This window comes from Tabrizicola sp. M-4, from assembly GCF_051132405.1.
Classification (GTDB): Bacteria; Pseudomonadota; Alphaproteobacteria; order Rhodobacterales; family Rhodobacteraceae; genus Paragemmobacter.
On record NZ_CP128606.1, the window covers coordinates 2,224,295 to 2,249,055 of the forward strand.

Genomic DNA, 24,761 nt, shown 5'->3' on the forward strand with positions numbered 1-24,761 from the left:
CGGAATTTGCGTCAAATTCCGGCGCGAATTCTGCGTCAGAATTCGCCTCTTCTCAGGCCCCGGAAAACCGCGCCGGGCGTTTCTCCAGAAACGCCATCACACCTTCCCTGAAATCCGCGGTCGCTCCCGCCTCGCCCTGCAACCGCGCCTCCAGCGCCAGTTGGTCCGCCAACCCGTTCGCCGGCGAGGCCCGCAAAGCCTGCTTGACCAACCGATAGGCCACCGTCGGCCCCGATGCCAGCGCTGCCGCCCGTCCCGCCACATGGGCCGCGAAATCCGCCTCCGGCACCGCCTCCCAGATCATCCCCCAATCGGCGGCCTGCCGCGCCGGAACCTTGTCGGCAAACAGCGCCGCCCCCATCGCCCGCGCCATCCCCACCTGACGCGGCAGCCAATAGGTCCCCCCCGCATCCGGGATCAGCCCGATCCGCGTGAAGGCCTGAATGAAGGATGCCGCCTCGCTCGCGATCACCACATCGCAGGCCAGCGCCAGATTCGTCCCCGCCCCTGCCGCCGCCCCGTTCACCGCCGCGATCGTCGGCACCGGACAGTCATAGATTGCCTTCAGAAGCGGCTCGTATTCCTCGGCCAGAACCCGGCCAAGGTCCATCCGGCCCAAGGCCATCGCATCCTGCAGATCCTGCCCGGAACAGAAGGCCCGCCCCGCCCCTGTCAGCACGATGCAGCGCGCGCGCCCCTCCACATCCCGCCACGCCCGCAGCAATTCCTCCCGCAGCCGCGACGACAGCGCGTTCATCACCTCCGGCCGGTTCAGCGTGATCGTGGCCACGCCCCCGGCCTCCGCCACCGTGATCGTCTCATAGGCCATGGCACCCTCCCTTTTTCGCCACCCTACGCGGGCGGCCCGAAAGGAAAAGCCCGACCCCGCGTCACTCCTTCAGGATTTCGCGCAGGCGCGCCTCCTCCTCGACGCTCAGCCCCTCCGCCACGGCCTGTCCGCGCCGCCGGAACGTGGCAAAGGCGATCCCCACCCCCGCCAGCAGCATCGCAGGCCCCGCGACCCAGAGCAGGATGTTCACCCCCGTCGCAGGCGGGTTCAGCAGCACATATTCCCCATAGCGATCCACGAGGAATGCAATCGCCTCCTCATCCGTGTCCCCTGCCACCAGCCGCTCCCGCAGAAGGATCCGCAAATCCTTGGCCAGTTGCGCATCGGAATCGTCGATATTCTCGTTGCGGCAGACGAGGCAGCGCAGCCCCTTGGAAAGATCCCGCGCCCGCTGCTCCAACACCGGATCGGCAAGGATCTCATCCGGCTGCACCGCATGGACCGGAGCCGCCATCCCCAGCGCCCCCACAAGGAAGGCGGCCCGCAGGACGGGCCGTAGGGCGGGCTTCAGCCCGCCATCCCACACCCACCCCCTCATTCCGCAGGCACTCCGGCAGGCACCCGCCGCGCCCCCGCCGCCACGCGATAGCGCCTGTCCGTCAGGCTCAGCAAACCACCCAGCGCCATCAGGATGCAGCCCGCCCACAGCCAATTGGCAAAGGGCTCGATATAGGACCGCACCGCCCAACCGCCATTCTGCTGTGGATCCCCGATCACCAGATAGACATCGCGCAGGAAGCCATAGTCGATGGCGGCCTCCGTCGTCGGCATCCCCGCCACCGGATAGACCCGCTTCTCCGGGAACAGGCGCACCACCTCTTCCCCATCCTTCGCCACCAGCAACTCCGCCATGGTCGAGGTATAGTTCGGCCCCTGCACCTCGCGCACATCGACCAGCGTAACCTCATAGGCCCCCAGCGGATAGGACCCACCGATCTGCACCACGCGGATATCCTCGGTCTTCCAGGCCAGCATGGCCGAAACCGCAAAGATCGTCACGCCAAGGCCGCCATGCGCCACGGCCTTCCCCCAATCCGCACGCGGCAGCCGCGCCAGCCGCGCCACGCGCCCTGCCACCGCCCCGCGCCCCGTCCGCGTCCACAGGTCCACCAAGGCCCCGCCCACGACCCAAAGGCCAAGGATCACCCCCACCGGACCCAACGCCGTGCGCCCCGTCTGCATCGCCCAGACCAGCGCGCCCACCGCGACCGACAGCAGCAGAACGGGCCACAGCGGCCGCATCCCCCGCACCGCATCCCCGCGCTTCCACGGCATCATCGCCCCGATGGGCAGAATCGCCGCCAAAGCCACCACGAAGGGCGAGAAGGCCGCGTTGAAGAAGGGCTCCCCCACGCTCAACTGCCGCCCGAAGACCATCTCCGCCACCAAGGGCCAGATCGTCCCGAAGAACACCACGAAGGCCGACACCGCCAGCAGGATGTTGTTCGCCACCAGCGCGCTCTCGCGGCTGACGACGCCGAAGACCCCCTTCGCCTCCATGACCCCCGCCCGCACCGCGAAGAGCGTCAGCGCGCCGCCCATGAACACCCCAAGGATCAACAGGATGAACACCCCCCGGTCCGGGTCATTGGCAAAGGCATGGACCGAGGTGATCACCCCCGACCGCACGATGAAGGTCCCCACCAGCGAAAAGCCAAAGGCAAGGATGGCCAGCAGGATGGTCCAGGCCTTCAGGCTCTCCCGCTTCTCCACCACGATGGCCGAATGCAGCAATGCCGCCGCGATCAGCCATGGCATGAAGGACGCGTTCTCCACCGGGTCCCAGAACCAAAACCCGCCCCAGCCCAGCTCGTAATAGGCCCACCACGATCCCAACGCGATCCCGATGGTCAAAAAGACCCAGGCCGCCAGCGTCCATGGCCGCACCCACCGCCCCCATGCCGCATCCACCCGCCCCTCGATCAGCGCCGCCACCGCAAAGGAAAAGCTCATCGAAAGCCCGACATAGCCGAGGTAAAGAAACGGCGGATGAAAGGCCAATCCCGGATCCTGCAACAGCGGGTTCAGATCCTGCCCATCCAAAGGCGGCACCGCCAGCCGCAGGAAGGGGTTTGAGGTCAACAGCATGAACAGCAGGAACGCCACCCCGATCATCCCCTGCACCGCCAGCACCCGCGCCTTGAGCTGCGGCGGCAGGTTCCCCCCGAACCACACCGCGCAGGCCCCGAACAACGCAAGGATCAGCACCCACAGCAGCAGCGACCCCTCATGGTTCCCCCAGACCCCGGAGATCTTGTAGATCATCGGCTTCAGCGTATGCGAATTGCTCACCACCAAGGACAGCGAGAAATCCGACACCACGAAGGCATAGGTCAGCGCGGCGAAGGAAAATCCCACCAGCAGGAACTGCACCACCGCCGCCGGATCGCCCACCGCCATCCAGGCCGCATTGCGCCGCTGCGCCCCGATCAGGGGCACGGTCGATTGGATGATGGCCACCGCCAGCGCCAGGATCAGCGCGAAATGCCCAAGCTCCACGATCATCGCGGCCCCTCCCTCTTGTTCGCGCAGACCATAGGCGCAAACCCCGCCCGCTCCAATGGGGATGCGCCCCCGCGTCGCAGCCCCTGACGAAGGCTTGATCACGCCCCCGCCCCTTCGTTTCGGCCCAAATACCCAATTCGCCGCCCGCACCCCGTGCGCGGTCAAAACCTCCGGGCCTCTCCCCTCTCCCGTCCTTCACGGGGGAGGGGCCGGGGGTGTGGGTCCTCCCCTTACCGCCGCCCCGCTTTCCGGGTCGACAGAAGCAGGTTCGTCTCCGACACCGTAACCCCCTCCATCGCGCGGATCCGGTGGATCGTCTCGTCCAGTTCCAACAGTGTCTGCGTCCCCAACTCCACGATCACATCCCACCGCCCATTGGTGGAATGCACCGCCTGCACCTGCGGCAAGCCCCCCAGCCGCGCCATGATCTTCTCGCCCCCGCGCCCCTCGATCCCAATCATCATCAAGGCCCGCACCGGCGATGACGTCACATCCCCCCGCGTGACGACCGTGAACCCCGCAATCTCCCCCTTCGCCGTCAGCCGCTCCATCCGCGCCCGCACGGTCGCCCGGCTCAGCCCCAGCCGATCCGCCAGATCCGACAACGCCGCCCGCCCGTCGCGGCGCAACTCCGCCACCAGCCGCAGGTCCACATCGTCCATCATGGCAAATTCTCCCGCCGATCCGTACAATCCCTTGTCCGCATCGACCATAACAGCGCTGGATTTCTCCGCAAACCGGAAACACGCTGCCCGCAACAAGGAGCCCCCCATGTCCAACGCCATCCTCATCGGCGCCCCCATCGACTCAGGCCAACGCTACCCCGGTTGCCTCATGGGCCCCGCCGCCTACCGCGTCGCGGGCCTCGCACAGGCCATCCGCGATCTCGGCCATGGCGTGCAGGACTGGGGCGACGTCGCCCTCCCCGACCTCAAACCCGTCTCCACCCCGAATCCCGCAGTCCACAGCCTCCCCGAAACCGTCGGCTGGACCGAAATCCTCGCCGACCGCGTCGACGATGCCCTCTCCGCGAACGGACTCCCCATCATCATGGGCGGCGACCATTCCCTCGCCCTCGGCACCGTGGCGGGCGCCGCGACCTTTGCCAAACGCAACGGCCGCCCCCTCTTCCTCCTCTGGCTCGACGCACACAGCGACTTCCACACCCCCCTCACCACCACCTCGGGCAACCTGCACGGCACCCCCGTCGCCTATATCGCCGGACGCGACGGCTTCGACGCCTTCCCCCCCTTCCCGCAGCCGATCCCGCCGCAGAACATCTGCCTCTACGGCATCCGCTCGGTCGATCCGGCGGAACATGCCGCCCTCCTCACCCATGACATCGCCATCAATGACATGCGCGTGCTGGACGAGAACGGCATCGTCGCCCCCCTCCGCGCCTTCCTCGACCGCGTCCGCGCCGCAGGCGGGATGCTCCACGTCTCCCTCGACGTCGATTTCCTCGATCCCTCCATCGCCCCCGCCGTCGGCACCACCGTCCCCGGTGGCACCACCTTCCGCGAGGCGCATCTGGTCATGGAACTCCTGCACGAATCCGACCTCGTCACCTCCCTCGACCTCGTCGAACTCAACCCCTTCCTCGATGAACGCGGGCGCACCGCCCGCCTGATGGTCGACCTCGTCGCCTCCCTCATGGGGCGCAAGGTCTTCGACCGCCCGACACGGAGCCACATGTGATGCTGAATCTCGTCCCCTTCGTCTCCGTCGACCGGATGATGAAACTCGTCCACCGCATCGGGGTGGAAACCATGCTGACGGACCTCGCCAAGGCCATCGAAGCCGACTTCCTCCGCTGGGGCCAGTTCGACAAGACGCCGCGCATCGCCTCCCATTCCGACGTGGGCGTGATCGAACTCATGCCCACCTCCGACGGGCAGACCTACGGGTTCAAATATGTCAACGGCCATCCATCGAACATGAAGCGCGGCCTCCAGACCGTCACCGCCTTCGGCCTGCTCGCCGATGTCGAAACCGGCTACCCCGTGCTGCTCTCGGAAATGACCATCCTCACCGCGCTCCGTACCGCCTCCACCAGCGCGATGGCCGCCAAATGGCTCGCGCCCAAAGGCGCCACCACCATGGCCATCATCGGCAACGGCGCACAGGCGGAGTTCCAGGCTCTGGCCTTCAAGGCCGTCTGCGGCATCACCCACATCCGCCTCTACGACATAGACCCCGCCGCCACTGCCAAATGCGCCCGCAACCTCGCGGGCTGCGGCCTGACGATCACCGAATGCCACACGGCCGAAGAGGCAATCCTCGGCGCGCAGATCATCACCACCGTCACGGCGGACAAGACCAACGCCACGATCCTCACCGACAACATGGTCGGCTCCGGCGTCCACATCAACGGCGTCGGCGGCGACTGCCCGGGCAAGACGGAACTCCACCCCGACATCCTGCACCGCGCGTCGATCTTCGTCGAATACCCGCCCCAGACCCGCATCGAAGGTGAAATCCAGCAACTCCCTGCCGACCACCCGGTCACCGAACTCTGGGAAGTCATCGCAGGCACCGCCACGGGCCGCAGCGACCCCGCGCAAGTCACCCTCTTCGACTCTGTCGGCTTCGCGATCGAGGATTTCTCGGCCCTCAACTACATCCGCTCCAAACTCGCCGAAACCGGCCTCTACGAAGACCTCGACATGATCGCCGATCCCGACGACCCCCGCGACCTCTTCGGCATGCTCCTCCGCGCCGCCTGACCGTAGGGCGGGGTTCACCCCGCCACACCCAAACCACGGCCCCGTTGGGCGGGGTTAACCCCGCCTTACGCGACAGCCCGCTGCGTGCTGACGGTTTGCGGTACAGTTTCCGGCACAGGTTCCGGTACGCTCAATGCAGCCGGAATTCCCCCACCACATTCCGCCATTCCCCCGGCGAAATCAGCTTTCGATGCGTGAACCGCACCGAATGCAGCGGCCCCTCGATCTTCTCCTGCCAGAACTCGATGAAGCGGAAAAGCTCCGGATAATCCGGTGCCAGATCATAGTGCTGCCACACGAAGGTATTGAGAACACTGCGATAATCCGGCATCCGGTAGAAGAATTCCGCCGTCGTCAGACCATATCCCCGCAGCATCAACTCCGTCTCGCTGCGCCCGTCCAGTGAAGCCATGCGCGCCTCCTTGCTCGCCCCCCTCTGGAAAGGCTGCATCGATTCGCGCTTTCTGGCAACGATTTCAATATGTTGGCACTCCCTCATCCCTGCTGCCAAACCCGCAGGCCATCCCGCATTGCACCCCAGATGCAGGATGGTGTAAGGTCGCGCGCAACAAGATGTAGCGCATGCGCAGGAAGTCCGAGGTTCACGTGAACGACACGCCAGAAACCCCTGAAAACACCGAAGATTCCGCGCCCAAGAACCCGTGGCACGGCCCCCAGGTCTCCATCGCGGACGAGATGAAGACCGCCTATCTCGACTACGCCATGAGCGTGATCGTAAGCCGCGCCATCCCCGACCTGCGCGACGGGTTGAAACCCGTCCACCGCCGCATCCTCTTCGCGATGCAGGAATCCGGCAACACCCACGACAAACCTTACCGCAAATCCGCCCGCCCCGTCGGCGACACGATGGGAAAATACCACCCCCACGGCGACTCGGCGATCTACGACGCGCTGGTCCGCATGGCGCAGCCCTTCTCCATGTCGCTGAAACTCCTCGACGGTCAGGGCAACTTCGGCTCCATGGACGGCGACGCAGCGGCAGCCATGCGCTACACCGAAGTGCGGATGGACAAACCTGCCGCCTTCCTCCTTGCCGATATCGACAAGGAAACCGTTGAATTCCAAGACAATTACGACGGCAAGGACCGCGAACCCACTGTCCTTCCCGCCCGCTTCCCCAACATGCTGGTGAACGGCGCGGGCGGCATCGCGGTCGGCATGGCGACCAACATCCCGCCCCACAACCTGGGCGAAGTCATCGACGGCACGCTCGCGCTGATCGAAAACCCCGACCTCTCGACCGAAGCGCTGATGGAGATCATCCCCGCCCCCGACTTCCCCACGGGGGGCGTGATCCTCGGCCGCTCCGGCGCGCGCAAGGCATACTTGGAAGGACGCGGCAGCGTCATCATCCGCGCCAAAACGCGGGTGGAAGAAATCCGTAAGGATCGCTTCGCCATAATCCTCGACGAGATTCCCTATCAGGTGAACAAGGCGTCGATGATCGAGAAGATCGCCGAAATGGTGCGCGACAAGAAGATCGAAGGCATTTCCGGCGTGGCGGATGAATCCGACCGCATCGGCGTGCGCGTGGTCATCGAACTCAAGCGCGACGCCACGCCCGATGTCGTCCTGAACCAGCTCTACCGCTTCACGCCCATGCAAACCTCCTTCGGCTGCAACATGCTGGCGCTGAACGGCGGACGCCCCGAACAACTGACGCTCCGCGATTTCCTCACGCATTTCATCACTTTCCGCGAGGAAGTGGTCGCCCGCCGCACCGCCTTTGAACTGCGCAAAGCGCGCGAACGCTCCCACATCCTCTGCGGCCTAGCCGTGGCCGTGTCGAACGTCGACGAAGTCGTCCGCACCATCCGCGCCTCCGCCGACGCCGCCGAAGCGCGTGAAAAACTGATGACCCGCCGCTGGCCCGCCGCCGATATCGCGGCCTATATCCGCCTGATCGACGACCCGTCACACACGATGAACGACGACGGCACCTACAACCTGTCCGAAGCACAGGCCCGCGCCATCCTCGACCTGCGCCTGCAACGCCTCACGGCGCTCGGGGTGAAGGAAGTCACCGACGAACTCGAAGAACTGGCGGCGAAGATCAAGGACTACCTCGACATCCTCTCCTCCCGCGACCGCATCATGGCGATCATCTCCGACGAACTCCGCGAAGTGAAAGCCGCCTTCGCCGTCCCCCGCCGGACCGAGATCCAGGACTGGTCGGGCGACATGGACGATGAGGACCTGATCGAACGCGAAGACATGGTCGTCACCATCACCTCCGGCGGCTATATCAAGCGCACACCGCTTGCCGAATTCCGGTCTCAAAACCGGGGCGGCAAGGGACTTTCGTCGATGCAGACGAAGGAAGACGACGTCGTCACCACGCTCTTCGTGGCGAATACCCACACCCATCTTCTCTTCTTCACGACCGACGGCATGGTCTACAAGATGAAGACGTGGCGCCTCCCCCTCGCGGGCCGCACGGCCAAGGGCAAGGCCATCGTCAACATCCTGCCGATCCAGAACGGCGTCTCCATCGCCGCCTTGATGCCGGTGGATGTGCCCGAGGAAGACTGGGCCAACCTCCAGATCGTCTTCGCCACCTCCGACGGCGACGTCCGGCAGAACGACCTTTCCGACTTCACCAACGTCAAACGCAACGGCAAGATCGCGATGAACCTGCCCGAAGGCGTGTCGCTGGTTAACGCCGCCATCGCCGACGAAAACGACGACGTGATGCTGGTCACCGCAGGCGGTCGCGCCATCCGCTTCCCCACCACCGACATCCGCGTCTTCAAGTCGCGCGGCTCCACCGGCGTGCGCGGCATCCGACTGGCGGAAGGCGACAAGGTCGTTTCCATGGCCATCATCCGCCATTTCGACGCCACGCCCGAGGAACGCGAAGCCTACCTCAAACAGCGCCGCCTCATGGCGGGCGCAGTCGACGACGAGGCGGAGGCAGACGATGATGAAGAAGGCGTTACCGCAGCGGTCGGCCAGCTTTCCACCGAACGCTACGCCGAAATGTCCGCCGCCGAAGACCTGATCCTCACGATCACCGCAGGCGGTTCGGGCAAGCTTTCCTCCTCCCACGGCTACCCCGTGCGCGGTCGCGGCGGAATGGGCGTCAAGGCGATGGACGGCGCGATGCGCGGCGGCAAGCTCGTCGCCTCCTTCCCCGTGGAAATGTCCGACCAGATCATGCTCGCCACCTCCACCGGCCAGTCGATCCGCGTCCCCGTGGACCAGATCAGCTTCCGCTCCCGCTCCGCCGGGGGGGTGAAGGTGTTCAACGTCGGCACGGATGAAGAAGTCGTCTCCGTCGCCCGCGTCGCCGAACAGGGCGATGAATGACCTTGCCGCGCGGCTGGCCGAGCTTGCCGCGCAAGGCAAAACAACGACTTACGGCGCGCTTGCCCGCGATCTGGGCTGGCGCGTCGCGGACCTGACCGCCGCCCTCGAACGCCTGATGGAAGAGGACGCCGCCACAGGCCACCCCCAACGCGCCGCCCTCCTCGAAGGCCGCCTCTCCAACGGCCTCCCCGCCCAAGGCTTTTTCCTGAAACTCGCCGAACTCAGCCTCACCCCCGCTGATCCCACAGCCTACATCACCGAAACCCGAACCCGCCTACGGCAGGATTTTCTGCGAAAATCCTGACTCCCGAACCTTCTGCGAAGGTTCCACCGCCCCTCCTTCAAGCGTAACACCCCGAATTTTCGCAGAAAATTCGCCCCCAAAATTCTTCGCAGAAGAATTTTGCCCCACCCTGCACCAACGCACAGCCCCCGCGCGCCCACCCGCCTATGGTGCATCCCGAACCGATGATAAACGCAGCCCATCCGGCAGTTGCGCGCCGGACCTCGTGTGAAACAGGGACAGGACCCCCACCATGCAAGCACTGAACACCTTCGGCCCGCTCGCAGGCCGCATCCTCATCGGCCTCCTCTTCCTCCTCGCGGGCCTTGGCAAGCTCGGCGACGTGGCGGGCTTCTCCGGCTACCTCGCCTCGGGCGGCCTTCCCGCCTTCCTCGCATGGCCTGCCGTGATCTTCGAAATCGCCGTGGGCCTGCTTCTCATCATCGGCTGGCAAACCCGCATCGTGGCCCTCGCCACCGCCGCCTTCTGCGTCGTGGCGGGCCTCCTCTACCACTTCGCCCCAGCTGACCAGATGCAGATGGCCATGTTCCTCAAGAACCTCGCCATCGCCGGTGGCCTTTTGATGTTCGCCATCCACGGCCCGGGCAAACTCGCCCTCGACAAGGCCTGATCGCCCCTCCGGTCCAAGGGCCGGGGCACCCGCCTCGGCCCTTTCCTATCGCCCGGAAAACCCCTAAATCCCCCCCATGAGCGATACACTTCACATCATCGGCGGCGGCATGGCCGGGTCCGAGGCCGCATGGCAGGCCGCCCGCATGGGCGTCCGCGTCGTGATCCACGAAATGCGCCCCACCGTCGGCACCTTCGCCCACCGCACGGGCAACCTTGCGGAAATGGTCTGCTCCAACTCCTTCCGCTCCGACGATGACGAACGCAACGCCGTGGGCCTGCTGCATTGGGAAATGGGCGCAGCCGACGGCCTAATCATGCAAACCGCCCGCGCCCACCGCCTCCCCGCAGGCGGGGCGCTCGCCGTGGACCGCGACCCCTTCGCCGAAGCCGTCACCCGCACGCTCCGCAACCACCCGCTCATAACGGTGGAGGATGGCGAAATCCGCGACCTCCCCACCTCCGGCCACTGGATCATCGCCACCGGCCCCCTCACCTCCGGCGCGCTGGCCGAAAGCATCCGCGCTGCCACCGGGGCGGAACACCTCGCCTTCTTCGACGCCATCGCCCCCATCGTCTATGCCGACACCGTCGACATGTCGGTCGCCTGGATGCAATCCCGCTACGACAAGGGCGAAACACTCGAGGAACAGACCGCCTACATGAACTGCCCGATGGACAAGGCGCAATACGACGCCTTCATCGACGCCCTCCTCGCAGCCGACAAGACCGAATTCCACGAAGGTGAAACCGCAGGCTATTTCGACGGCTGCCTGCCGATCGAAGTCATGGCAGAACGCGGCCGCGAAACCCTGCGCTTCGGCCCGATGAAGCCGGTGGGCCTGACCAACCCCCACCGCCCCGACGTCAAACCCTATGCCGTCGTCCAGCTCCGCCGCGACAACAAGCTCGGCACGCTCTACAACATCGTAGGCTTCCAGACCAAGATGAAGTACGGCGCGCAAACGGCTGTTTTCAAAACCATTCCCGGCCTCGGAAACGCCTCCTTCGCGCGCCTTGGCGGCATCCACCGCAACACCTTCATCAACTCGCCCACCCTGCTCGACGACCGCATGCGTCTCAAATCCCGCCCCTCCTTGCGCTTCGCAGGCCAAGTCACGGGCGTCGAAGGCTATGTCGAATCCGCCGCGATGGGCCTGCTCGCCGGCCGCATGGCCGCCGCCCAAATCCTCGGCCGCGACCTCCCCCCGCCGCCCCCCGACACCGCGATGGGGGCGCTCATCACCCACATCACCGGCGGCGCGGATGCCAAGACCTTCCAGCCCATGAACGTCAATTTCGGCCTCTTCCCCCCCATCGACGCCAAGGGCGGACGCCGTGGCCGCAAGGACCGCTACAAGGCCTATACCGACCGCGCCAAGGACAGCTTCACCGCGTGGCTCGCCGCGCAGTAACGATGTTACGCACCCGCTTCGCCCCTTCTCCCACCGGCCCCCTGCATCTCGGCCACGCCTATTCCGCCATCCTCGCCCATGACATGGCCCGCGCCGCTGGCGGCGAGTTCCTCCTGCGGATGGAAGACACCGACCTCGACCGCTGCCGCCCAGAATGGGAAGCGCAGATTGTGACCGACCTCACATGGCTCGGCCTCTCTTGGGACGGCCCCATCCACCGCCAATCCGACAAGATCGCCGCCTACAACGCCCGCCTCGAACCGCTGGCCGACCGCGGCCTCCTCTACCCCTGCGCCTGCACCCGCGCCGACATCCGCGCGGCCCTCTCCGCCCCGCAGGAAGGCGTGGCCTTCAACGTCTATCCCGGCACATGCCGCAACCGCCCCATCTCCGACCGCAAACCCGCAGACGCCCTCCGCCTGAATCTCGCCGCCGCCCTCGACGCGCTGCCCACCCTGCCCAGTTTCACCGAAACCGGCCCCACCCATGCCGGAACCCACCGCATCGACCGCGCCAAGGCCCTCGCGCAGATCGGCGACGTGGTCCTGTCGCGCAAAGGCGAAGACATCGTCGCCTACTTCCTCGCCTCCGCCTTCGACGACGCCGATCAGGGCATCACCCATGTGATCCGCGGCGAAGACCTCTTCGACTTCACCCCCGTGCAGGTGATCCTGCAAAGCCTCCTCGCCCTGCCCACCCCCACCTACCACCACCACGCCCTCATCCGCGACGACCAAGGCAAGCGCCTCGCCAAGCGCGACGATGCCCGCGCCATCGCCAAGTACCGCGCCGAAGGCGCCACTCCGCAGGACATCCGCCGCTTGACGGGCCTCTGACCCCAGCCGCTTCATCCGTTTCCAAATATCCTCAGGGGGTGAATTGGCGCATAGCGCCAAGAGGGGGCGCGAGCGCCCCCTGCCTTCAAACCATCGGTTCCGTCAGAACGACCTCGCCGCCATCCCGCACCGCCGTGTAAAAACACGACCGCCGGTTCGTGTGGCAGGCAGGCCCCTCCTGCTCCACCAGCGCCAGCAGCGCATCGCGGTCGCAATCCACCCACAACTCCACCAGCCGCTGCACATGTCCCGACGTCTCGCCCTTCACCCAAAAGGCCCCACGCGACCGGCTCCAATAGGTCACGCGCCCCGTCTCCAAGGTCCGCGCCACGGCCTGAACATTCATCCACGCCATCATCAGCACCTCGCCCGTGGCATGATCCTGCGCGATGCAGGGGATCAACCCGTTCGGGTCATACTTTAGGCTTGCAGGGTCAAAGGACATCAGCCCTCTCCTTGGCAGGAACATCGGAGGGGTCTATCTAAGGACAAGCCAGCGAAAGGAAAAGCCATGAGCGACACAGACCTCGTCAAGCTCTATTCGGGCCGCATCCTCGAACTCGCCGCCGACATGCCGCTGACCGGCCGCCTGCCCGCCCCCGAAGGTACGGCCCGGAAACGCTCTCCCCTCTGCGGGTCGACCGTCACCGTCGATCTCACCCTCGACGGCGACCGCATCGCCGATTACCGGCAGGACGTGAAGGCCTGCGCGCTGGGTCAGGCCTCCGCTTCCGTCTCGGCCCGCGCCATCCTTGGCCGCACACGCGACGACATCGCCAAGGCCCGCGCCGAACTCGAAGCCATGCTGAAACGCGGCGGCCCCGTTCCCGCTGCGCCTTTCGACGGGCTTGAGGTGCTGCTCCCCGCCCGCGACTATGCCAACCGCCACGCCTCCATCCTCCTCGCCCTCGACGCCACGCTTGCCGCGATGGACGAGGCCCTCAAGGCCCGCGCGGCGGTCTGACCGTCAACCCGCCCTTAACCGCCCCATGAAAAAACCGCCGCACGTCCTGCGACGGCGGCGGTCAGTGGCGTTTCGTTCTTCGGATGGGCAGGGCTGCCATCCGGGTGCCGCTTGGGGACAGGCACATGGAACCGAAAGCGCAGGCAGAACTCAGGCAGAGAACAGGTGCAGCGACAGCACCAGCATGGAGAAAAGCGCAACCACCCCGATCGTATCCTCGATCACCGTCGCGCGAGAGCGGGAAAGAATATCCTTCACATCCGTCAGCATCATCACCCTCCATGGCTTTGTTGCTGCATTGTTCTCATATTCGCCGACTCATGTAAAGAACTTTTTAAGAACATTCGCGTTCATATCAAGAACACTCCCTCCCCCAGGATGGGGGAGGGTTGGCGAGGGGGTTGGCCCGCCATGGAAACGAAGGGCCCGGCCCCTGCGCTTCAAGGCCGTAAATGGGGGGCGTCAGCCCACCCCGATAAGCCGGATCGCGCGGTCCTGATCCAACAGCCAAAGCAGCAGCCGCGCCGCCTTCCCGCGCGGCCCGTCCAGCGCCGGATCATCCGCCAGCAGCCGCCTTGCATCGCTCTGCGCAATCGCCATCAGCGCCCCCTGCCGTTCCAGATCGGCCACCCGGAACCGGGGCAGCCCCGATTGCGCCGTCCCGATCAGATCGCCCGCCCCCCGCATCGCCAGATCCTCTTCCGCGATGCGGAACCCGTCCTCCGTATCGCGCAGCACCTTCAACCGCCGCTCGCCCCCCTCGCTCAACGGCGCCTGATACATCAGTAGGCAGGTCGACTCCGCCGCCCCCCGCCCCACACGGCCCCGCAACTGGTGCAACTGCGCCAGCCCAAACGTCTCCGCCCGCTCGATCACCATGATACTGGCATTGGGCACATTCACCCCCACCTCGATCACCGTCGTCGCCACCAGAACCTTCGTCTCGCCCGAAACGAACCGCGCCATGGCGGCATCCTTCTCAGCAGGTGGCATCTGGCCATGCACCATCCCCACCACATCGCCCAAGGCCGCGCGCAGATGCTGGAACCGCGCCTCGGCGCTGGCATAGTCCAACACCTCCGACTCCTCCACCAGCGGGCACACCCAATAGGCCTGCCGCCCCTCGGCCACGGCCTTCGCCAGATGCCCCACCACCTCCTCCATCCGCGCCGTACTCACCAGCGCCGTGCGGACAGGCTTCCGCCCCGGCGGCTTCTCGTCCAGCACCGAAACGTCCATATCCCCATAAGTCGCCAGCGCCAGCGACCGCGGAATGGGCGTCGCCGTCATCACCAGCGTATCCGTCGCCGCCCCCTTCGCCCCCAACTCCATCCGCTGCGCCACGCCGAAACGGTGCTGCTCGTCCACCACCGCCAGCCGCAGATCGGCAAAGACCACATCCTTCTGGAACACCGCATGCGTCCCCACCAGCACGGCAATCCGCCCCTCCGCCAGATCGCGCAGCTTCGCCGCCCGCTCCGTCCCCTTGTCACGGCCCGTCAGCAGTTCCAGCCGCACCCCCGCCGCCGCAGCCAGTGGCTCCAGCCCCGCGAAATGCTGCCGCGCCAGAATCTCGGTCGGGGCCATCATCACCCCTTGCCCCCCCGCCTCCACCGCGATCAGCAGCGCGAGGAAGGCGACCAAGGTCTTCCCGGCCCCCACATCCCCCTGCAACAGCCGGTTCATGCGGAACGGACCTTCCATATCCCCCGCAATCTCCCCCACCGCCCGCGCCTGCGCGCCGGTCAGCGCATAGGGCAATGACCCGACCACCTTCGCCCGCAACGACCCGTCACCGACCGTCGGCAGCCCCTTCTGCTTCCGCAAAGTCGCCCGCGCCAAGGCCAAAGTCAGCTGATGCGCCAGCAATTCGTCATAGGCCAACCTCTGCCGCGCCGGATGCGTCGGGGCCAATTCCGCCGCAGCCTCCGGCCGATGCACCGCTTCCACCGCCTCGCGCCACGAAGGCCACCCTTCCCGCGCCAACAAAGGCCCGTCGATCCATTCCGGCAAGACAGGCGCCCGCGCCAAGGCCCCGGCCACCGCCTTCGCCACCACCTTCTGCGTCACCCCGGCGGTCAACGGATAAACCGGCTCAAACACCGGCAACTCCCCCGCCTCTTCCACCCGCAGCACATGGTCGGGATGCACCATCTGCGCCATCCCATCGAACAGCTCCACCCGCCCAGACACCACCCGCCGCTGCCCCGTAGGCAAAAGCTTCTGCAGGAAATCCCCCCGCGCATGAAAGAAGACCAGCGTGAATTCCAGCGCGGCATCCCGCACCATCACACGATAGGGCTTGCCCTTCGTGCGCGGCGGGAAATGCGCGCCCACCTCCACCTCGACCGTCACCACGCAGGGCGGCACCACATCCCGGACCGAGTCCCTCCGCCCCCGATCCACGCCCGAATGCGGCAACAGAAACAGCAGATCCTTCGGCCGTTCCACCCCCAGCCCAGCCATCGCCTTGGCCGTCTTCTCCCCCACGCCCTCCAGCGTTTCCAGCCCCGCGAAAAGCGGGAAAAGTTCGACTGGCCGCGTCATGCATCCCCGATGAGGGCGAGCCACGCGTCCTCGTCAATCATCTTCACGCCCAAGCGCTCGGCATCCTTGGCCTTAGACCCCGCACCGGGACCCGCCACCAGCAGATCCGTCTTCGCGCTGACAGACCCCGCCACCTTCGCCCCCAACGCCTCCGCCCGCGCCTTCGCCTCCGCCCGCGTCATCTTCTCAAGGCTGCCGGTGAACACCACCGTCAACCCCGCAACCGGAGACTCGGTCGCCCGCGCCTCGGGCGGCAGCACCTCCAGATGCGCCACCAGTCGCGCAATCGACGCCCGCTCCTCCGCATTGGCCAGCGTATCCGACAGCGATAAGGCCAGAACCGGCCCGATCCCGTCGCCCGTGATTAACTCCCGCCACGCCGCCTGCGCCTCTTCCGGCACTGACAGCGCCGCCACGGCGCGATCCCTCGCCTCCTTCACCCGCGCGCGCCGCCCCTCGGCCACCGCCGCCGCCCGCTCCGCCAGTTCCGCCTCATCCGCCGCCCGATGCGCCAGCGCCGCAGGCCGCGCCAGATCCACTGCCGCGACCAGCGCCTCCCACGTCATGTAATGCCGCGCCAGATCCTGCGCCGCCACCTCGCCCACATGCCGCATCCCCAGCGCAAAGATCAGCCGCGCCAGCGGTATCCGCCGCCGCTCCTCGATCGCGGCCCAGAGATTGGTTACCGATTTCTCCCCGAAACCGTCGCGATTCTTCAACTTCTGCAAAGGATTGGCCGCATCCCGCGCGGCAAGCGTGAAGATGTCCGCAGGCTCCTTCACCGGCAGGATGTCATCGGCAAAGAACATCTCCACCTGTTTCCGCCCCAGCCCTTCGATATCGAAGGCAGACCGCGACACGAAATGCACCAACCGCTCCACCGCCTGCGCGGGGCAGATCAGGCCCCCCGTGCAACGCCGCACGGAATCCCCCTCTTCCCGTACGGCCTCTGACCCGCATTCCGGGCAGATATGCGGAAAGACGTAAGCCACCGCCCCCTCGGGCCTGCGGGCAAGGTCCACATCCGCGACCTTCGGGATCACATCCCCGGCGCGGTAAACCTGCACCCAGTCGCCCACGCGGATATCCTTACCCCCGCGGATCACCTCGCCGCGCGAATCCCGCCCCGCGATGTAATCCTCGTTGTGCAGCGTCGCGTTCGACACGACCACGCCCCCCACCGTCACCGGCGCCAGCCGCGCCACCGGCGAAAGCGCCCCGGTCCGCCCCACCTGAATGTCGATGGCCTCCAACCGCGTCCAGGCCAGTTCGGCGGGAAACTTGTGCGCGATGGCCCAGCGTGGCGTCGTCGCCCGGAACCCAAGCCGCGCCTGCAGGGACAGGTCATCCACCTTGTAGACCACCCCGTCGATGTCATAGCCAAGGCTCGCCCGCATCGCCTCGATCCGCCGATACTGCGCCAGCATCTCCTCCGGCCCCGCGCAAAGCACGGTCAGCGGATTGGTCTGGAAACCCAGCGCCTTCAATCGCTCAATCGCCCCGAACTGCGTCGCGGCCAGCGGCTCTGACAGCGCGCCCCAGGCATAGGCAAAGAACCGCAAGGGCCGCGCCGCCGTGATGGTGGCATCCAGTTGCCGCAGCGACCCCGCCGCCGCATTGCGCGGATTGGCAAAGACCTTGCCCCCGCCCGCCGCCTGCCGCGCGTTCAGCGCGGCAAAGTCGGCGTGCGACATATAGACCTCGCCCCGCACCTCCATCACCGCGGGCGCGCCCGTCACCCGGCGCGGGATATCGGCGATGGTCAGGGCGTTCTCGGTGACATTCTCCCCCATCTCGCCATCGCCCCGCGTCGCCGCTTGCACCAGCACGCCCCCCTCATAGCGCAGCGAAAGCGACAACCCGTCGATCTTCGGCTCGGCCACATAGGCGATGCGCGCCTCCGTCCCGAGGAAACTTCGCACCCGCCCGTCGAACTCCGCCACCTCCTCATCGGCAAAGGCGTTGGAAAGCGACAGCATCCGCACCTCGTGCCGGATCTGGCCGAATCCCTCCGCCACCGGCGCACCGACCTGATCGCTGGGGCTGTCCGGGCGCTTCAGATGGGGGAACCGCGCTTCGATAGCCGCATTGCGCCGTTTCAGCGCGTCATATTCCGCATCCGAAATCTCGGGCGCGTCCTCTACGTGATAGGCCTGGTTCGCCGCGGCGATCTCGGCCGCAAGACGGGCAAGTTCAAGGCGCGCCTCCGCCTCTGTCAGCGCTGCAGGTTCTGTGTCGCCCGTCATCTTCGCCCCCGTGGATCGCCCCCAAGGTTTAGGGGGCGACCGGGGTCACGTCCAGAAGGCTCGATCGTTGATCAGCTTGCCGCGGCGATCGAAACCCGGCGATGGGCGATCTCCGGCACCGGATCACGCATCACATAGCCGCGCCCCCAGACCGTCTCGATATAGTTCTCGCCCCCCGTCGCCTCGGCCAGCTTCTTGCGCAGCTTGCAGATGAAGACGTCGATGATCTTCAACTCCGGCTCGTCCATCCCGCCATAGAGGTGGTTCAGGAACATCTCCTTCGTCAGCGTCGTGCCCTTGCGCAGGCTCAGCAGTTCAAGGATCTGATATTCCTTGCCCGTCAGATGCACCGACTTGCCATCCACATCAACCGACTTCGCATCGAGGTTCACATTCACCCGGCCCGTGCGGATCACCGATTGCGAATGTCCCTTCGACCGCCTGATGATCGCATGGATGCGCGCGATCAACTCCTCGCGGTGGAAAGGCTTGGTCATATAGTCGTCCGCGCCGAAGCCGAACCCGCGGATCTTGCTGTCCGTATCGTCGGACCCCGACAGGATCAGGATCGGCGTCTCGATCCGGGCCAGCCGCAACTGGCGCAACACCTCATGCCCGCTCATATCGGGAAGGTTCAGGTCCAGCAGGATCAGGTCGTAATCGTAAAGTTTCGCCAGATCGATCCCATCCTCGCCCAAATCGGTGCAATAGATGTTCAGATTGGCATGTGTCAGCATCAACTCGATGCTCCGCGACGTCGCGGGATCGTCTTCAACCAGAAGTACTCGCATATTCTACACTCCGTAAGGTCGCCAGGGACGACTTTGCAGACCACTCGTTAAACAAGTCTTACATTGCCACGATTTGCATGAAACACAACTTAAAACTGTCGATATTGCTGCAGCTTCGTCACCCGCAGCGCGGCGATGCCATGGCTGCGCACCGCCGTCTCCCACAGGAGGAACTCCTCCTCCGTCAGCCCATATCGCTCAAGCGCCTCCTCACGCCCGATCAGGCCATGTTCCACCGCCTGAACCACCACCGCCTTGCGCCGCGCGACCCAGCGCCGCGTATCCGCCGGGGGCAGATCACCACGCGAAAGGATCGTACCGTCGGGCAGGGTCACGTTGCGGGGACCGGATACACGCTTGATATACATGGGCAGCCTCCTTGATGCGGCCCCACTATCGCGCCGGTTCCTTAAGCCTTGCTGAACATGCACCCCATCGTACCCTTGTTCCCCACCCCGCTTTTCCTATATGCCCTCCTCCTGCACCTGCCCTCAAAAGGCCTGCCATGCCGCTCGACCATCCACTCAATTCGCTTGGCCTTCCCAAGCCCCCGTCGCAAACCCGCGTGGTCGTGGCCATGTCGGGCGGGGTGGACAGCTCCGTCGTGGCGGCCATGCTGGCCGAGGAGGGCTACGACGTCGTAGGCGTCACCCTGCAACTCTATGACCACGGCGCAGCACTTGCGAAAAAGGGGGCCTGCTGCGCCGGGCGCGACATCCACGATGCGCGCCGCGTGGCCGAAACCATGGGCTTTCCCCATTACGTTCTCGACTACGAAAACACCTTCCGCGAGGCGGTGATCGAGGAATTCGCCGATGCCTACCTGGCCGGGGCAACCCCCGTCCCCTGCATCCGCTGCAACGAAAGGGTGAAGTTCAAGGACCTTCTCGCCACCGCCAAGGACCTCGATGCCGATTGCATGGCCACCGGTCACTACATCCAGCGCAAGATGGGTGCGGTGGGGCCCGAACTGCACATGGCCACCGACCCGAACCGCGACCAGTCCTATTTCCTCTTCTCCACGACCGCGGAACAGCTTTCCTACCTGCGCTTCCCCTTGGGCCACCTCGCCTCCAAGGCCGAGACCCGCGCGCTCGCCGCGCGCTATGGCCTGCCCGTGGCCGACAAGCCCGACAGTCAGGACATCTGTTTTGTCCCCAACGGCAACTATGCTGCAGTGATCGAGAAACTCCGCCCCGGCGCCGCCGACCCGGGCGAGATCGTTGACCTGTCCGGAACTGTCTTGGGCAACCACCGGGGCGTGATCCATTACACAATCGGCCAGCGCAAGGGACTCGGCATCGGCGGCCTCGGCGATCCGCTTTACGTCGTGAAGCTCGACCCCGACACCCGCCGCGTGATCGTGGGGCCGAAAGAGGCGCTCTCTACCCGCACGGTCCCGCTGCGCGAGATCAACTGGCTGGGCGACGCCCCCCTGACCAGCCGCCCGGAATGGCACCTGAACGTCAAGGTCCGCTCCACGAGACCCCCGCGCCCTGCCGTGATCCGGCCCCTGTCGGCAACCGAGGCAGAGGTGGAACTCCTCTCGCCCGAAGACGGCATCAGCCCCGGCCAGGCCTGCGTCTTCTATGCCCCCGAAGGTAGCCGCGTCCTGGGCGGCGGCTGGATATGGAAGGGCCGCAACGCCTGAAGGGCCCCCATCCGGGGGCTTGTCCGCCGGTGTAAGTTCCGGGCCCGACGAAGATTTTTCGTACGAAAAATCTTCGTCCCCCGCCGCAACCCGAAGAATTTTCGTACGAAAATTCTTCTCCCGCCTCACAGAACTGACAGCACCGATCGCGCCGCCCGCAGTCCGGGCGGCTCGCCGCCGCGTCCCAGCCGCTCCATCGTCACCCGCATCGCCTCGCGTTGCCCATCGGGCTCCGCCAGCACCGCCTCCACGGCTGGCGCTATCAGGTCGGCGCGGCATCTCTCGCCGATGAACTCGGGCACCACCCGCGTCTCGCTCACCAGATTGACCAAGGTCACCGTGTCGATCAAGGCCGCCCGCCGCATGAGCCACAGCGTCACCGGATGCATGTCATAGGCGATCACCATGGGGCACCCCACCGCCGCCAGTTCCAGCGAAACCGTCCCCGAAGCCGCGATGGCCACATCCGCCGCGGCGAAGGCCCCGCGTTTCAGCCCCGCCTCTTCCACGATTCGCGGTGTCACCGGCCAATCCGCCACCGCGTCCCGCACCAGCCCCGCCACGCCCGGCACCGTGGGCAGGACCACGCGCAGTCCCGGATGCCGCGCGGCCAGACGGCCCATGACCTCGCCCAGAACCGGGGCCAGCCGCGCCACCTCGCCACGGCGCGACCCGGGCAGTGCAAGGATCAGCGGACCATCGCCTTCAAAGACCGCCCGTTCCGCCGCATTGGCCAGAGGTTCCGCCACCACCGGATGCCCGACGAAATCGCAACTCATCCCCGCCGCCGTCATGTAGGGCGGTTCGAATGGCAAGAGCGCAAGCACATGGTCCACATGGCGTGCCATCTTCGCTGCCCGGCCCGGTCGCCACGCCCAGACAGATGGCGCCACATAATGGATCGTCCTGATCGCTGGCTTCGCCGCCTTGACCAGCGCCGCCACCCGCAGCCCGAAATCGGGGGAGTCGATAGTCACCAATGCCTTGGCATCACTTTCGATCACCGCCTCGGCGACCTCGCGGATACGCCGCTTCAGGTGGAAATACTTGGGCAGAACCTCGGCAATCCCCATCACCGTAAGCTCATCCATCGGGAAGAGGGAACCCATTCCCTGCGCCTTCATCAAAGGCCCAGCCACGCCCGAGAAACGGATATCGGGGGCCAAGGTCCGCAGCCCCTCCATCAGCGCCGCTCCCAGACGGTCCCCCGAAGGCTCGCCCGCGACGAGGAAGATCCTCATGCCGCGCGCGCCCACAGGAACACCCCGCGCGCCCGCGCCTCCGAGATCATCCCTTCCAGATCCAGACAGATCACCCCGCCCGCCTGAAAGGCGATGCCGCCAAGGCCCGCCCCGGCCACGCGCCGCACCGTCTCCACCCCCAGCGCAGGCAGGTCGATGCGCCGATCCTGCGCGGGTTTCGGCGCCTTGTAGAACAGGCCCCGCGTTCCCGCGGGCCGCAGTTCCACGGGAATTGCCGCCACCCCAGCCAACATCGCATCCGTCCCCGGCAGCGCCTCCACCGCAAGGCACAACCCCTCCTGCACCACCGCACCCTGCCCCACATCCACCCGGCCAAGCGCCGCGACGATCTCCGCCGCCCGCGCCGCATCGGCGCGGTCACGCTCCGTCACCTCACCGCACAGGACCGCCGCGCCCGGAACCATCGCAGGGGCAATCTCCTCCACCCCGGCAAGCGCAAAACCCGCCTCCTCGAAAATGGCCAGCACCTCGCGCAGGGTCGCGTCATCGCCCTGCCCCATCGCTGCCAACAGGCGCGGCACCATCGTCGCCGTATCTGGGTCGAACAGCGCGGGGTCCAACCGGGGCCGCTGCACCGCGCCCGCGAAACAGACCCGCGTCACCCCTTCCTCTTCCAGACGCCGCAGAAAAGGCACCAGCCGCTCCACCCGGAACCGCAGATCGGGCTCCACCCCGCTGGGATCGAACCCCTCAAGCGCTGCCACGAAAGGCCGGTCCACCGCCGCCGCCAGCGCGGCCGGCAGCGCCCCGCGCCCTGCGATGATCGCCGTCCGCGTCATTTCGGCGTCAGGAAGGACCGGTCGGAGGCCGACAGGATAAAATCCGTCACCTCCTTCACATGCAGGCTATCCGTCTCATCGGCCAGCCTGCGCGCCCGGTCAAGGAAGGTCCCCTCCCCCTGCGCCAGCATCTGATAGGCCGCCCGCAGCGCCGTGATCTCGCCGCGCTCCACCCCCCGCCGCTTCAGGCCGACAAGGTTCAGCCCGTCCAACTCGCCCCGCGGCGCCTGCACGAGGCCATAGGGGATCACATCATTCGTCACCATCGTGACCGCCCCGATGATCGCGCCCTGCCCGATGCGCACCCATTGATGCACCCCGGAAAGGCCGCCCACGATCACGTCATCGCCCAGCACGCAATGGCCCGCGATGGCCACGTTGTTCACAAGGATCACCCGGTCGCCGATCTGCGCGTCATGGCCCACATGCGCGCCCGTCATGATCAGCACGTCGTCGCCCACGCGGGTCACCCCGCCACCGCCCTCGGTCCCAAGGTTCAGTGTCGCCCCCTCGCGGATGCGGCACCGCCGCCCCACCACCAGACGCGTCTCTTCCCCCTTGTATTTCAGGTCCTGCGGCACCTCGCCCACCGTGGCGAAGGGAAAGATCACCGTCTCTTCCCCCACCTCGGTCCAGCCCGTCACCACGGCATGGCTCTTCACCACCACCCGTTCCGCCAGCGTCACGCGCGGCCCGATCACGCAGAACGGCCCCACCTCGCAGCCTGCGCCGATCACCGCGCCATCCTCGACCACGGCCGAGGGGTGGACGCGCGCCTCCGGATGAATGCCCATCGTCACGCCTTCGGCACGTCGAACATGGCCATGAAGGTGGCCTCGCAGGCCAATTCGCCCTCCACCATCGCACGGCCCTCGAATTTCCACACGCGCCCGCCACCGCGCAGCGCCTTCACATGCAGTTCCAGCACGTCGCCCGGCACCACCTTGCGGCGGAACTTCACCCCGTCGACCCCCATGAAGAAGACCTTGGCATTCTTGTCCACCAGATCCATCGACAGGCCCACGAGGATACCGCTCGTCTGAGCCATCGCCTCGATGATCAACACGCCGGGAAAGACCGGCATGCCGGGGAAATGCCCGGTGAACTGGGGTTCGTTGATCGTGACGTTCTTGATGCCCACGCAGCTTTCGTTGACGACGATGTCGCGCACCTTGTCCACCAGAAGGAAAGGATAGCGATGCGGGATGATCCGCTGGATCAGGTCAAGATCCGCAAAGGTGACGGGGGTATCGGTCATCTCGGTCTCCATCTGGGCTGGCCTGCGCCACAGGGTCGTGACTAGCAACTTGGGCAGGCCGAAACAAGCGCCGCCCCACCTCTCAGGGCGCGGACTGGCCCTCTGGCGCGGGGACCGGCGCAAGCTCCACGCCGGGGTCATCCGTGGCACCGCCCGCCTGCGGCAACGCCGTTCCATCCCCCAGCCGCGCATCGATCATCGCGATGGCCTCATCCGTGATGTCAACGCCCCGCAACGACAGGATCACCATGTCCTTGTCAAAGATCGCAACCGCCCCGGCCTCGCGCAGGATGTCGCCAAGGATGGGCACCGCCGCCTGCAGGAACCGCTGGCGGTCCTCTTCGCGCTTGGCCGTGATGGCGCGCGATTTGGCATCCTGCGCGGTGCGGATATCCTCCGCCTTGGCATCGAAATCCGCCGCCAACTGCTGGAACGCCTCCGCCTCCAGCGTGGCGCGGCGATCCGTCAGGTCACGCTCCTCGGCTTCAAGTGCCTGTTCAAGCCGCAGGTTCTCGGCAATCAAGGCCTCACTTTCCGCCTGATACCGCGCCTCCGCGGCCCGACCGAAGGCGGATTCCGCGAACAACCTGTTGCGATCCACCATCAGGACGGGCGCCTGAGGCACCTCTTGCGTCGCAGGCGCTGCCTGCTCCTGCGCCCAAGTCACGGGCGCGTGGGCAGCCATCAT

Annotated in this window: 25 protein-coding genes; 9 read left to right on the forward strand and 16 right to left on the reverse strand. The window is 66.3% G+C overall.

Annotated elements, in window-relative coordinates; genetic code table 11:
- Positions 1-52: 52 nt before the first annotated feature.
- From TabM4_RS10935 to TabM4_RS10950, 4 genes are all read right to left on the reverse strand, one after another.
- On the reverse strand, positions 53-829 hold the full coding sequence (locus TabM4_RS10935) for an enoyl-CoA hydratase-related protein (RefSeq protein ID WP_434612219.1): 777 nt from the start codon (positions 827-829) through the stop codon (positions 53-55).
- 61 nt (positions 830-890) lie between these two features.
- Positions 891-1,337 carry a cytochrome c-type biogenesis protein gene (locus TabM4_RS10940; protein WP_434622036.1) on the reverse strand — a complete coding sequence of 149 codons (447 nt, stop codon included), beginning with the start codon at positions 1,335-1,337 and terminating at the stop codon, positions 891-893.
- 47 nt (positions 1,338-1,384) lie between these two features.
- Positions 1,385-3,355: a heme lyase CcmF/NrfE family subunit gene (locus tag TabM4_RS10945; RefSeq protein ID WP_434622038.1), complete on the reverse strand. Its 1,971-nt coding sequence runs from the start codon at positions 3,353-3,355 to the stop codon at positions 1,385-1,387.
- Positions 3,356-3,585: 230 nt separating this feature from the next.
- Positions 3,586-4,017: an Lrp/AsnC family transcriptional regulator gene (locus tag TabM4_RS10950; protein WP_434622040.1), complete on the reverse strand. Its 432-nt coding sequence runs from the start codon at positions 4,015-4,017 to the stop codon at positions 3,586-3,588.
- A 109-nt stretch (positions 4,018-4,126) separates the two neighbouring features.
- On the opposite strand from TabM4_RS10950, the gene rocF reads away from it, so the two are divergent.
- Both rocF and TabM4_RS10960 read left to right on the forward strand, forming a co-directional pair.
- Positions 4,127-5,053, forward strand: a complete 927-nt coding sequence (rocF, locus tag TabM4_RS10955) for an arginase (RefSeq protein ID WP_434612221.1) — start codon at positions 4,127-4,129, stop codon at positions 5,051-5,053.
- Positions 5,053-6,081 (forward strand): ornithine cyclodeaminase, encoded by a 1,029-nt coding sequence (locus TabM4_RS10960; protein ID WP_434612222.1) that lies wholly within the window; start codon positions 5,053-5,055, stop codon positions 6,079-6,081. The genes rocF and TabM4_RS10960 overlap by 1 nt, the downstream gene beginning before the upstream one ends.
- Before the next feature lie 130 nt (positions 6,082-6,211).
- Here TabM4_RS10960 and TabM4_RS10965 read toward each other — a convergent pair whose 3' ends face one another.
- On the reverse strand, positions 6,212-6,493 hold the full coding sequence (locus TabM4_RS10965; protein ID WP_434612224.1) for an usg protein: 282 nt from the start codon (positions 6,491-6,493) through the stop codon (positions 6,212-6,214).
- Positions 6,494-6,687: 194 nt separating this feature from the next.
- On the opposite strand from TabM4_RS10965, the gene gyrA reads away from it, so the two are divergent.
- From gyrA to gluQRS, 5 genes are all read left to right on the forward strand, one after another.
- Complete coding sequence (gyrA, locus tag TabM4_RS10970) at positions 6,688-9,411, forward strand: DNA gyrase subunit A (protein ID WP_434622042.1); 2,724 nt, start codon at positions 6,688-6,690, stop codon at positions 9,409-9,411.
- On the forward strand, positions 9,404-9,715 hold the full coding sequence (locus TabM4_RS10975) for a hypothetical protein (protein WP_434612226.1): 312 nt from the start codon (positions 9,404-9,406) through the stop codon (positions 9,713-9,715). Before gyrA ends, TabM4_RS10975 begins: the two co-directional genes overlap by 8 nt.
- A 232-nt stretch (positions 9,716-9,947) precedes the next feature.
- Positions 9,948-10,325, forward strand: coding sequence for a DoxX family protein (locus TabM4_RS10980; protein WP_434612228.1), 378 nt, complete (start codon positions 9,948-9,950; stop codon positions 10,323-10,325).
- Between the two features lie 76 nt (positions 10,326-10,401).
- Positions 10,402-11,739, forward strand: a complete 1,338-nt coding sequence (gene trmFO / locus TabM4_RS10985) for a methylenetetrahydrofolate--tRNA-(uracil(54)-C(5))-methyltransferase (FADH(2)-oxidizing) TrmFO (protein ID WP_434612230.1) — start codon at positions 10,402-10,404, stop codon at positions 11,737-11,739.
- A gap of 2 nt (positions 11,740-11,741) precedes the next feature.
- Complete coding sequence (gluQRS, locus tag TabM4_RS10990) at positions 11,742-12,575, forward strand: tRNA glutamyl-Q(34) synthetase GluQRS (RefSeq protein ID WP_434612231.1); 834 nt, start codon at positions 11,742-11,744, stop codon at positions 12,573-12,575.
- Positions 12,576-12,660: 85 nt separating this feature from the next.
- Here the strand turns inward: gluQRS and hisI are convergent, their stop codons facing one another.
- The gene (gene hisI, locus TabM4_RS10995) at positions 12,661-13,020 is read right to left on the reverse strand and encodes a phosphoribosyl-AMP cyclohydrolase (protein WP_434612233.1); all 360 of its coding nucleotides are present in this window, start codon (positions 13,018-13,020) and stop codon (positions 12,661-12,663) included.
- Between the two features lie 66 nt (positions 13,021-13,086).
- Here hisI and TabM4_RS11000 point away from each other — a divergent pair, with 66 nt between their 5' ends.
- Entirely contained in the window at positions 13,087-13,539 is a 453-nt protein-coding gene (locus TabM4_RS11000) for an iron-sulfur cluster assembly scaffold protein (RefSeq protein WP_434612235.1), read from the forward strand.
- Positions 13,540-13,689: 150 nt separating this feature from the next.
- On the opposite strand, the gene TabM4_RS11005 is transcribed toward TabM4_RS11000, so the two are convergent.
- The 5 genes from TabM4_RS11005 to TabM4_RS11025 form a co-directional block, all read right to left on the reverse strand.
- Positions 13,690-13,812 carry a hypothetical protein gene (locus TabM4_RS11005; RefSeq protein WP_434612237.1) on the reverse strand — a complete coding sequence of 41 codons (123 nt, stop codon included), beginning with the start codon at positions 13,810-13,812 and terminating at the stop codon, positions 13,690-13,692.
- A 189-nt stretch (positions 13,813-14,001) separates the two neighbouring features.
- Entirely contained in the window at positions 14,002-16,086 is a 2,085-nt protein-coding gene (recG, locus tag TabM4_RS11010; RefSeq protein WP_434612239.1) for an ATP-dependent DNA helicase RecG, read from the reverse strand.
- Positions 16,083-18,332, reverse strand: a complete 2,250-nt coding sequence (gene ligA, locus TabM4_RS11015; RefSeq protein WP_434612241.1) for an NAD-dependent DNA ligase LigA — start codon at positions 18,330-18,332, stop codon at positions 16,083-16,085. The genes recG and ligA overlap by 4 nt, the downstream gene beginning before the upstream one ends.
- A gap of 71 nt (positions 18,333-18,403) precedes the next feature.
- Positions 18,404-19,123 (reverse strand): response regulator transcription factor CtrA, encoded by a 720-nt coding sequence (ctrA, locus tag TabM4_RS11020; RefSeq protein WP_434612243.1) that lies wholly within the window; start codon positions 19,121-19,123, stop codon positions 18,404-18,406.
- Positions 19,124-19,212: 89 nt separating this feature from the next.
- Positions 19,213-19,491, reverse strand: a complete 279-nt coding sequence (locus TabM4_RS11025; protein ID WP_434612244.1) for a DUF1153 domain-containing protein — start codon at positions 19,489-19,491, stop codon at positions 19,213-19,215.
- Between the two features lie 137 nt (positions 19,492-19,628).
- Between TabM4_RS11025 and mnmA the strand changes: the two genes are divergently transcribed.
- Positions 19,629-20,774 (forward strand): tRNA 2-thiouridine(34) synthase MnmA, encoded by a 1,146-nt coding sequence (gene mnmA, locus TabM4_RS11030; protein ID WP_434612246.1) that lies wholly within the window; start codon positions 19,629-19,631, stop codon positions 20,772-20,774.
- A 125-nt stretch (positions 20,775-20,899) separates the two neighbouring features.
- On the opposite strand, the gene lpxB is transcribed toward mnmA, so the two are convergent.
- The 5 genes from lpxB to TabM4_RS11055 all read right to left on the reverse strand — a co-directional run bounded on the left by lpxB (position 20,900) and on the right by TabM4_RS11055 (position 24,761).
- Positions 20,900-22,015 (reverse strand): lipid-A-disaccharide synthase, encoded by a 1,116-nt coding sequence (gene lpxB / locus TabM4_RS11035; protein ID WP_434612248.1) that lies wholly within the window; start codon positions 22,013-22,015, stop codon positions 20,900-20,902.
- Positions 22,012-22,815, reverse strand: a complete 804-nt coding sequence (locus TabM4_RS11040; RefSeq protein WP_434612250.1) for an LpxI family protein — start codon at positions 22,813-22,815, stop codon at positions 22,012-22,014. Before TabM4_RS11040 ends, lpxB begins: the two co-directional genes overlap by 4 nt.
- Positions 22,812-23,609, reverse strand: a complete 798-nt coding sequence (gene lpxA / locus TabM4_RS11045) for an acyl-ACP--UDP-N-acetylglucosamine O-acyltransferase (protein WP_434612252.1) — start codon at positions 23,607-23,609, stop codon at positions 22,812-22,814. The genes TabM4_RS11040 and lpxA overlap by 4 nt, the downstream gene beginning before the upstream one ends.
- A gap of 2 nt (positions 23,610-23,611) precedes the next feature.
- Positions 23,612-24,073 (reverse strand): 3-hydroxyacyl-ACP dehydratase FabZ, encoded by a 462-nt coding sequence (gene fabZ / locus TabM4_RS11050; RefSeq protein WP_434612254.1) that lies wholly within the window; start codon positions 24,071-24,073, stop codon positions 23,612-23,614.
- 82 nt (positions 24,074-24,155) lie between these two features.
- Complete coding sequence (locus tag TabM4_RS11055; protein ID WP_434612256.1) at positions 24,156-24,761, reverse strand: OmpH family outer membrane protein; 606 nt, start codon at positions 24,759-24,761, stop codon at positions 24,156-24,158.

What these genes read in the sequence shown, in the direction of transcription:
- TabM4_RS10935 (WP_434612219.1), bottom strand. Translation starts at nt 829, where the DNA reads ATGGCCTATGAGACGATCACGGTGGCGGAGGCCGGGGGCGTGGCCACG.
- TabM4_RS10945 (WP_434622038.1), bottom strand. Translation starts at nt 3,355, where the DNA reads ATGATCGTGGAGCTTGGGCATTTCGCGCTGATCCTGGCGCTGGCGGTG.
- TabM4_RS10950 (WP_434622040.1), bottom strand. Translation starts at nt 4,017, where the DNA reads ATGGACGATGTGGACCTGCGGCTGGTGGCGGAGTTGCGCCGCGACGGG.
- rocF (WP_434612221.1), top strand. Translation starts at nt 4,127, where the DNA reads ATGTCCAACGCCATCCTCATCGGCGCCCCCATCGACTCAGGCCAACGC.
- TabM4_RS10960 (WP_434612222.1), top strand. Translation starts at nt 5,053, where the DNA reads ATGCTGAATCTCGTCCCCTTCGTCTCCGTCGACCGGATGATGAAACTC.
- TabM4_RS10965 (WP_434612224.1), bottom strand. Translation starts at nt 6,493, where the DNA reads ATGGCTTCACTGGACGGGCGCAGCGAGACGGAGTTGATGCTGCGGGGA.
- TabM4_RS10975 (WP_434612226.1), top strand. Translation starts at nt 9,404, where the DNA reads ATGAATGACCTTGCCGCGCGGCTGGCCGAGCTTGCCGCGCAAGGCAAA.
- TabM4_RS10980 (WP_434612228.1), top strand. Translation starts at nt 9,948, where the DNA reads ATGCAAGCACTGAACACCTTCGGCCCGCTCGCAGGCCGCATCCTCATC.
- trmFO (WP_434612230.1), top strand. Translation starts at nt 10,402, where the DNA reads ATGAGCGATACACTTCACATCATCGGCGGCGGCATGGCCGGGTCCGAG.
- gluQRS (WP_434612231.1), top strand. Translation starts at nt 11,742, where the DNA reads ATGTTACGCACCCGCTTCGCCCCTTCTCCCACCGGCCCCCTGCATCTC.
- hisI (WP_434612233.1), bottom strand. Translation starts at nt 13,020, where the DNA reads ATGTCCTTTGACCCTGCAAGCCTAAAGTATGACCCGAACGGGTTGATC.
- TabM4_RS11000 (WP_434612235.1), top strand. Translation starts at nt 13,087, where the DNA reads ATGAGCGACACAGACCTCGTCAAGCTCTATTCGGGCCGCATCCTCGAA.
- TabM4_RS11005 (WP_434612237.1), bottom strand. Translation starts at nt 13,812, where the DNA reads ATGATGCTGACGGATGTGAAGGATATTCTTTCCCGCTCTCGCGCGACG.
- recG (WP_434612239.1), bottom strand. Translation starts at nt 16,086, where the DNA reads ATGACGCGGCCAGTCGAACTTTTCCCGCTTTTCGCGGGGCTGGAAACG.
- ligA (WP_434612241.1), bottom strand. Translation starts at nt 18,332, where the DNA reads ATGACGGGCGACACAGAACCTGCAGCGCTGACAGAGGCGGAGGCGCGC.
- ctrA (WP_434612243.1), bottom strand. Translation starts at nt 19,123, where the DNA reads ATGCGAGTACTTCTGGTTGAAGACGATCCCGCGACGTCGCGGAGCATC.
- TabM4_RS11025 (WP_434612244.1), bottom strand. Translation starts at nt 19,491, where the DNA reads ATGTATATCAAGCGTGTATCCGGTCCCCGCAACGTGACCCTGCCCGAC.
- mnmA (WP_434612246.1), top strand. Translation starts at nt 19,629, where the DNA reads ATGCCGCTCGACCATCCACTCAATTCGCTTGGCCTTCCCAAGCCCCCG.
- lpxB (WP_434612248.1), bottom strand. Translation starts at nt 22,015, where the DNA reads ATGAGGATCTTCCTCGTCGCGGGCGAGCCTTCGGGGGACCGTCTGGGA.
- TabM4_RS11040 (WP_434612250.1), bottom strand. Translation starts at nt 22,815, where the DNA reads ATGACGCGGACGGCGATCATCGCAGGGCGCGGGGCGCTGCCGGCCGCG.
- lpxA (WP_434612252.1), bottom strand. Translation starts at nt 23,609, where the DNA reads ATGGGCATTCATCCGGAGGCGCGCGTCCACCCCTCGGCCGTGGTCGAG.
- fabZ (WP_434612254.1), bottom strand. Translation starts at nt 24,073, where the DNA reads ATGACCGATACCCCCGTCACCTTTGCGGATCTTGACCTGATCCAGCGG.
- TabM4_RS11055 (WP_434612256.1), bottom strand. Translation starts at nt 24,761, where the DNA reads ATGATGGCTGCCCACGCGCCCGTGACTTGGGCGCAGGAGCAGGCAGCG.